General features: G+C 70.5%; 6 protein-coding genes. 5 read left to right on the plus strand and 1 reads right to left on the minus strand.

Features of this window, described 5'->3' with window-relative positions; genetic code table 11:
* The first annotated feature begins 70 nt into the window (after window positions 1-70).
* From JFB92_RS17630 to JFB92_RS17640, 3 genes are read left to right on the plus strand one after another with little or no spacing between them, the layout of a single operon-like run.
* Window positions 71-820, plus strand: a complete 750-nt coding sequence (locus JFB92_RS17630) for a maleate cis-trans isomerase family protein (protein ID WP_199041893.1) — start codon at window positions 71-73, stop codon at window positions 818-820.
* Between the two features lie 42 nt (window positions 821-862).
* Window positions 863-1,603: a maleate cis-trans isomerase family protein gene (locus JFB92_RS17635; RefSeq protein ID WP_199041895.1), complete on the plus strand. Its 741-nt coding sequence runs from the start codon at window positions 863-865 to the stop codon at window positions 1,601-1,603.
* 2 nt (window positions 1,604-1,605) lie between these two features.
* The gene (locus JFB92_RS17640) at window positions 1,606-2,277 is read left to right on the plus strand and encodes a GntR family transcriptional regulator (RefSeq protein ID WP_199041903.1); all 672 of its coding nucleotides are present in this window, start codon (window positions 1,606-1,608) and stop codon (window positions 2,275-2,277) included.
* 21 nt (window positions 2,278-2,298) lie between these two features.
* On the opposite strand, the gene JFB92_RS17645 is transcribed toward JFB92_RS17640, so the two are convergent.
* On the minus strand, window positions 2,299-3,756 hold the full coding sequence (locus JFB92_RS17645) for an NAD-dependent succinate-semialdehyde dehydrogenase (protein WP_199041897.1): 1,458 nt from the start codon (window positions 3,754-3,756) through the stop codon (window positions 2,299-2,301).
* Window positions 3,757-3,897: 141 nt separating this feature from the next.
* On the opposite strand from JFB92_RS17645, the gene JFB92_RS17650 reads away from it, so the two are divergent.
* Window positions 3,898-5,151, plus strand: coding sequence for an aspartate aminotransferase family protein (locus JFB92_RS17650; RefSeq protein ID WP_199041899.1), 1,254 nt, complete (start codon window positions 3,898-3,900; stop codon window positions 5,149-5,151).
* A gap of 12 nt (window positions 5,152-5,163) precedes the next feature.
* Window positions 5,164-5,664 (plus strand): DUF3830 family protein, encoded by a 501-nt coding sequence (locus JFB92_RS17655; RefSeq protein WP_199041901.1) that lies wholly within the window; start codon window positions 5,164-5,166, stop codon window positions 5,662-5,664.
* Window positions 5,665-6,312: the final 648 nt, after the last annotated feature.

Below are 6,312 nucleotides of genomic sequence, written 5' to 3' on the forward strand. Positions count from 1 at the left end.
CGTATGATTGTCAACAATCCGAGGACTCACCCCGGAGGTCACTTCCGTCGAATACACCGGAGGCTGCGCCTTGGATTTGACAAAACTCGACTTCCTTGAAGTTGACGGCCCGCTCGCGCAGCGGGGCATCGGCGTGATCGCCCCTTTCGACCTCGCCCTGGAAAGGGAGCTGTGGCGCTGGGTGCCGATGGAGGTCTCGCTGCACCTGGCGCGCACTCCCTACGAGCCTGTGCCGGTCAGCACGGCCATGGCCCGGATGGTCAGCGACAGCAGGCACCTCGCCGCGGCCACACGGGACGTGATGCATGTGGAGCCCGAGGTGGTGGCCTATCTGTGCTCCTCAGGCAGCTTCGTCAACGGGATCGACTACGAGCGGTCCCTGGTCAAGGCGATCTGCGACGCCGGCGCGCCGGACGCGGTGACCACCTCGGGGGCGCTGGCCGAGGTGCTGCACCAGCTCGACGTCCGGCGGATCTCGGTGCTGACCCCGTACGACGCGGAGCTGACGGCCAAACTGCACGACTTCCTCACCGAGCTGAACGTGGAGACGCTCTCCAGCGACCACCTCGGCCTCGGCGGGGGCATCTGGAAGGTCAACTACCGCACCATCGCCGAGCGGATCATCGCGGCCAACCACCCCGATGCGGAGGCGATATTCGTCTCCTGCACCAACCTGCCCACCTACGACTTGATCGAGCCGCTCGAAGCGATCCTTGGAAAACCGGTCCTCACCGCCAATCAACTGACCATGTGGGCCTGCCTGAAGCGAATGAACCTCCCGAAAGTCGGCCCAGGTGAATGGTTGCGGGAAGTTACATGAAACGACCTTGTAATATTGTCGACAATCCATTGGGAGGACCGTATGACGACCATCGGTATGGTGTACCCCGATCACGCCGCCGAAGACGACTACCCGCTCGCGGAGAAACTGCTGGGCCCGGAAGTGCGGCTGCCCGTCGCGCACATCTACGGCACCGACCTGCACGCCGTCCCCGAACTGCTGGACCTCGGATCTCCGCACCGGCTGGCAGAGGGCGCGCGGCAGCTGGCGGAGCACCGGCCCGACGTCGTCATGTGGGCCTGCACCAGCGGCAGCTTCGTCTACGGCTGGCAGGGCGCCCACGAGCAGGCCGCGGCGCTGTCGGAGGCGGCGGGCGGACTACCCGCCTCGAGCACGTCGTTCGCGTTCGTCCACGCCGCGCGGGCGCTGGGCGCGCGCAAGGTCGCCGTGGCCGCGAGCTACCCCGGCGACGTCGCCGCGCTGTTCGCGGAGTTCCTGGCCGAGGGGGGCATCGATGTCGCCGAGATGTCCAGCCACGACATCGACACCGCCGCCGAGGTCGGCAGGATGACCCCGGAGGCGGTCATCGCGCTGGCGAGCCGCTACGACCGGCCCGGCGCCGACGCGCTGCTGGTCCCGGACACCGCGATGCGCACCCTCGCGCTGGTGAACACTCTGGAGGAGCGCATCGGCAAGCCGGTGCTCACCGCCAACCAGGTGACGATCTGGGAGGGCCTGCGCCTGGCGGGTGCGCCGTCGACTTCGGACTCGCTCGGCGCGCTGTTCCGCCTCCCGCCCGCCGACGCCGCGGAAGGCGAATGACCATGGACATCGCCGACATCGAGCCGGTCGACCGGGAGTCGACGGCGGGGATCATCGCCCACCGGCTTCGCGAGGTGATCATGAACGGCTCGCTGTCGCCGGGAACCCAGCTCGGCGAGGCCGAGCTGGCGCGCCGCTTCAACGTGTCGAGGGGCCCGCTGCGGGAGGCGATGCAGCGGCTGGTCTCGGAGGGCCTGCTGCGCAGCGAGCGGTACCGCGGGCTGTTCGTGATCGAGCTCGAACCCGGCGACGTGCGCGACATCTACGCCGCGCGCTTGGCGATCGAGCGGGCCGCCGCACTGGAGGTCATGAGCGGCGACCGCGACAGTGCGGCCGCGATGCTCGACGAGACGGTCTGGGCGATGGTCGCGGCCGCCGAGGACAACGACCCCACGGCGCTGTCCGATGCGGACCTGCGATTCCACGAGGTCCTCATCGCGGCCTCGGGCAGCAAGCGACTGGCCAGGATGGCGCGCGTGCTGCTCATCGAGACCAGGATGTGCCTGGCCCAGCTCCAGTCCACTTACCGGCGCGTGGACGAGCGCGTCGCCGAGCACGGCCGGATCACCCAGGCGATCCGGGACGGCGACACTCCAGCGGTCCTGGCCCTGCTGGAGGACCACATGGAGGACGCCGTCCAGCGCCTGGCCCCCGGGACGACGCTCCGCGGCTGACCGCGAGCGGCGCCGCGGGCCTCACATCGCCACGGCGATGTACTTGGTCTCGAGGAACTCGTCGATGCCCACTCTGCCGCCCTCGCGCCCGAGGCCGGACTGCTTGACCCCGCCGAAGGGCGCGGCCGGATTGGACACGATGCCCTGGTTCAGCCCGACCATCCCGGCCTCCAGCCGCTCGGCTACCCGCAGTGCCCGCTTGAGGTCACTGGTGTAGAGGTAGCTGACCAGGCCGTACTCGGTGTCGTTGGCGACGCGCACCGCCTCGTCCTCGGTGTCGAACGTCGAGATCGGGGCCACCGGTCCGAAGATCTCCTCGGAGGACATCCGCGCCTCGGCCGGGACGTCGGCCAGCACCGTCGGACGGTAGAAGTGACCCGGACCGTCCACTCCAGAGCCGCCGGTGAGCAGCCTGGCGCCGCGTTCGGTGGCGTCCGAGACCAGTTCGGTCACCTTGGTCAGGGCCGCGTCGTCGATCAGCGGTCCGACCACGACGCCGTCCTCGGTGCCGCGCCCGATCGGCTGCGCGGCCATCCGCTCGGCCATCCGGCTCGCGAACTCGTCGGCGACTTCGCGCTGCACGTAGAACCGGTTGGCGGCCGTGCACGCCTCGCCGATGTTGCGCATCTTGGCCTGCATCGCGCCGTCGACGGCCGCGTCCAGGTCGGCGTCGGCGAAGACCACGAACGGAGCGTTGCCTCCCAGCTCCATCGAGGTTCGCAGCACCTTGTCGGCGCACTGCTCCAGCAGCCTGCGCCCGACGGCGGTGGAGCCGGTGAACGACAGCTTGCGCGCCCGGCCGTCCCGGATCAGCGGCTCCATGACGCCGCCGGCGTCGGTGGTGGTGACGACATTGAGGACGCCGTCCGGCAGCCCGGCATCGGCGAGGATCTGCGCCAGCGCGAGCATCGACAGCGGCGTCTGGGCGGCGGGCTTGATCACCGAGGTGCAGCCGGCCGCGATCGCCGGACCGATCTTGCGCGTCCCCATGGCCATCGGGAAGTTCCACGGCGTGACCAGCAGCGAGGGTCCGACCGGCTGCCTGGTGACCAGGAAGCGGCCCGTGCCGTTCGGGGCGGTCGCGTAGCCGCCGTCGATGCGCACCGCCTCCTCGGAGAACCAGCGGAAGAACTCCGCGGCGTAGGCGATCTCGCCGCGCGACTCGGCCAGCGGCTTGCCCATCTCGAGGGTCATCAGCAGCGCGAGCTCGTCGACTCGGGAGGTCAGCTCCTCGTAGGCCCGGTGCAGGATCTCGCCGCGCTCGCGCGGCGGGTGGCTCGCCCAGGAGTCCTGGGCGGCGACCGCCGCGTCCAAGGCGGCGGCACCGTCGGCGGGGGCGGCGTCGGCGACCCGGCACAGCACCTCGCCGGTGGCCGGGTCGCGGACCTCGAAGGTCTGGCCCGAGCTTGCCGGGGTCCACTTGCCGCCGATGAACAGCTCCTTGCCGACGCCGTCTACGACGCTGGTTTCACTTGGCATCGGATCACACTCCTTTGATCGCTCTCAGCGTTCCACGCTTGCCCCGCGGAACCAATGTGTAGTATTGTCGACAATCTACAACCTGAGCCTACTCGGCTCGTTCTCGTACGGGTTCCCGCCTTCGGTTAGGAGCACACTGTCATGGCTCGGCTTTCCCCGCAACTCAAGCAGGCGACCCCGGTCGTCGCCGACCACGGCGAGGGCGTCCACCTCTACGACACCGAGGGGCGCCGCTATCTGGACTTCACCGCCGGGATCGGCGTGACCAGCACCGGACACTGTCACCCGCGCGTGGTGCGGGCCGCCCAAGAGCAGGTCGGCAAGCTGATCCACGGCCAGTACACCACGGTGATGCACCAGCCGCTGCTGGAACTGACTCGCCGCCTGGGCGGCGTCCTCCCCGAGGGGCTGGACTCGCTGTTCTTCTCCAACTCCGGCAGCGAGGCCGTCGAGGCCGCGCTGCGGCTGAGCAGGCAGGCCACCGGCCGCCCGAACATCCTGGTCTTCCAGGGCGGCTTCCACGGCCGGACGGTCGCGGCCGCATCGCTGACCACCTCCGGCACCCGCTTCAGCGCCGGGTTCTCACCGCTGATGTCGGGCGTGCACATGGCGCCGTTCCCCTACGCCTACCGCTACGGCTGGGACGAGCGCACCGCCACCGAGTTCGCGCTGCGGGAACTGGACTACCTGTTCGCGACCGCCACCTCCCCCGAGGAGACGGCCGCGTTCTTCATCGAACCGGTGCTGGGCGAGGGCGGCTACGTCCCGGCCAACGCCGAATTCCTCGCCGGGCTGCGCCGCCGCGCCGACGAGCACGGCATCCTGCTGGTGGCCGACGAGATCCAGACCGGTTTCGGGCGCACCGGCAAGTTCTGGGGCCACGACCACTTCGGCGTCCGCCCGGACATCGTGCTGATCGCCAAGGGCCTGGCCAGCGGCTTCCCGCTGTCCGGCATCGCCGCCTCGGAGGAGCTGATGGCCAAGGCCTGGCCCGGTTCGCAGGGCGGCACTTACGGCGGCAACGCGGTCGCCTGCGCCGCGGCGGTGGCCACACTGGACGTGATCGAGGAGGAGGGCCTGGTCGGCAACGCGGCCGCCCGCGGCCTCCAGCTGCTCGAAGGGGCCCGCCACGTCGGCGAGAAGACCCCGGCGATCGGCGACGTCCGCGGGCTCGGCCTGCTGGTCGGCTCCGAGTTCACCACGCCGGACGGTGAGCCGGACACCGCGACCGCGCAGGCCGCGCAGAAGGCGGCGGCCGCGCGCGGTCTGCTGCTGCTGACCTGCGGCGCGCACATGAACGTGGTGCGGATGATCCCGCCGCTGGTCGTCGACGCCGCGCAGGTCGACCAGGCGCTCGAGATCTGGTCCGAGGCCGTGGCCTCGGCGGTCGAGTAGAGGTACTCCCCCATGACCCGCCACATTACGATCACATTGGAGAAGCGCGGCGTCTCCTGCCGCGCCGCACTGCTGGACGCCGAGGCCCCGCGCACCTGCGCCGCGGTGTGGGACGCGCTGCCGCAGGGCAGTTCGGCCTACCACGCCAAGTACGCCCGCAACGAGGTCTACACGCTGGTGCCGCCGTTCGCCGATCCGGCGATCGGACTGGAGAACCCCACGATCACCCCGATTCCGGGCGACGTCGTGTACTTCGGCTTCGAGGCGTGGCAGATCGGTAATCCCGCATACGGCTACGACGAGGGCAGCGAGGCGCACAGCGACCAGGGCGCCACGGACCTGGCGATCTTCTACGGACGCAACAACCTGCTCATCAACGGCGACGCGGGCTGGGTGCCCGGCAACGTGTTCGCCACCATCGTCGAGGGCCTGCCGGAGATGGCCGAAGCCGCGCAGGACCTGTGGCTGCGCGGCGTCGAAGGCGAGACCCTGACCTTCACCAGAGACGAGTGAGTCCCTTCGCGGGCTGACGGCGGGTGCCGTCAGCCCGCGCGCCATGCGAGCGCGGCCAGGATCTCGACCGGCTCGGACCGGTGGAACGGCCCCGAGTGGACTCGGGAAGAAACCATCCACAGCGAAGACGCGGTTCCCGGGCGGCTCGGACTCGTGTCGGGCGGCGTGGCGCCGACGGTGCCAGGCCGTCCGGACGGATGCAGCCGTCCGGGCCTTGCCCGGGCAGGGCCAGGTCGGTCGTGCCGGTCATGTCCATGTCACCTCCTTGCGGTTACGTTCGCTGCCAGTGCCGGTGGCGTTGCTGGCGGTGGTTGTCTTGCCGGTCCTCTCCGGTGGTTGCCCCGCTGGTCCTCGCCGGTGGTCCGGTTCGGCCGGCTCCCGCCTTGGCCGTGCTCTGGTGCGGTTCGCCTCCTGGTGGCGGCGCTGTCCGCAACGGCAGTGCCCGGGTCGGGTTCGCTGCTGGCGGTTCGTCTCCTTCCCGCGCCGTCCCTTGCCGGTGGCGGCGCCGCTCGTGTGCGGGCAGCGGCCACCCGGGGGCCGGGAGCTGGTGGTGGCGGTGTGGCGCGGTGCCCGTGGCCGGGTCGTTCGGCGTGGGGCCGCCGGGTGTGTGCACCGTCCCCGCGCTCCGGTGGGACCGGTGCGCGCGCT

It is taken from the genome of Glycomyces salinus, assembly GCF_016428645.1.
GTDB classification, from domain to species: Bacteria; Actinomycetota; Actinomycetes; order Mycobacteriales; family Micromonosporaceae; genus Glycomyces; species Glycomyces salinus.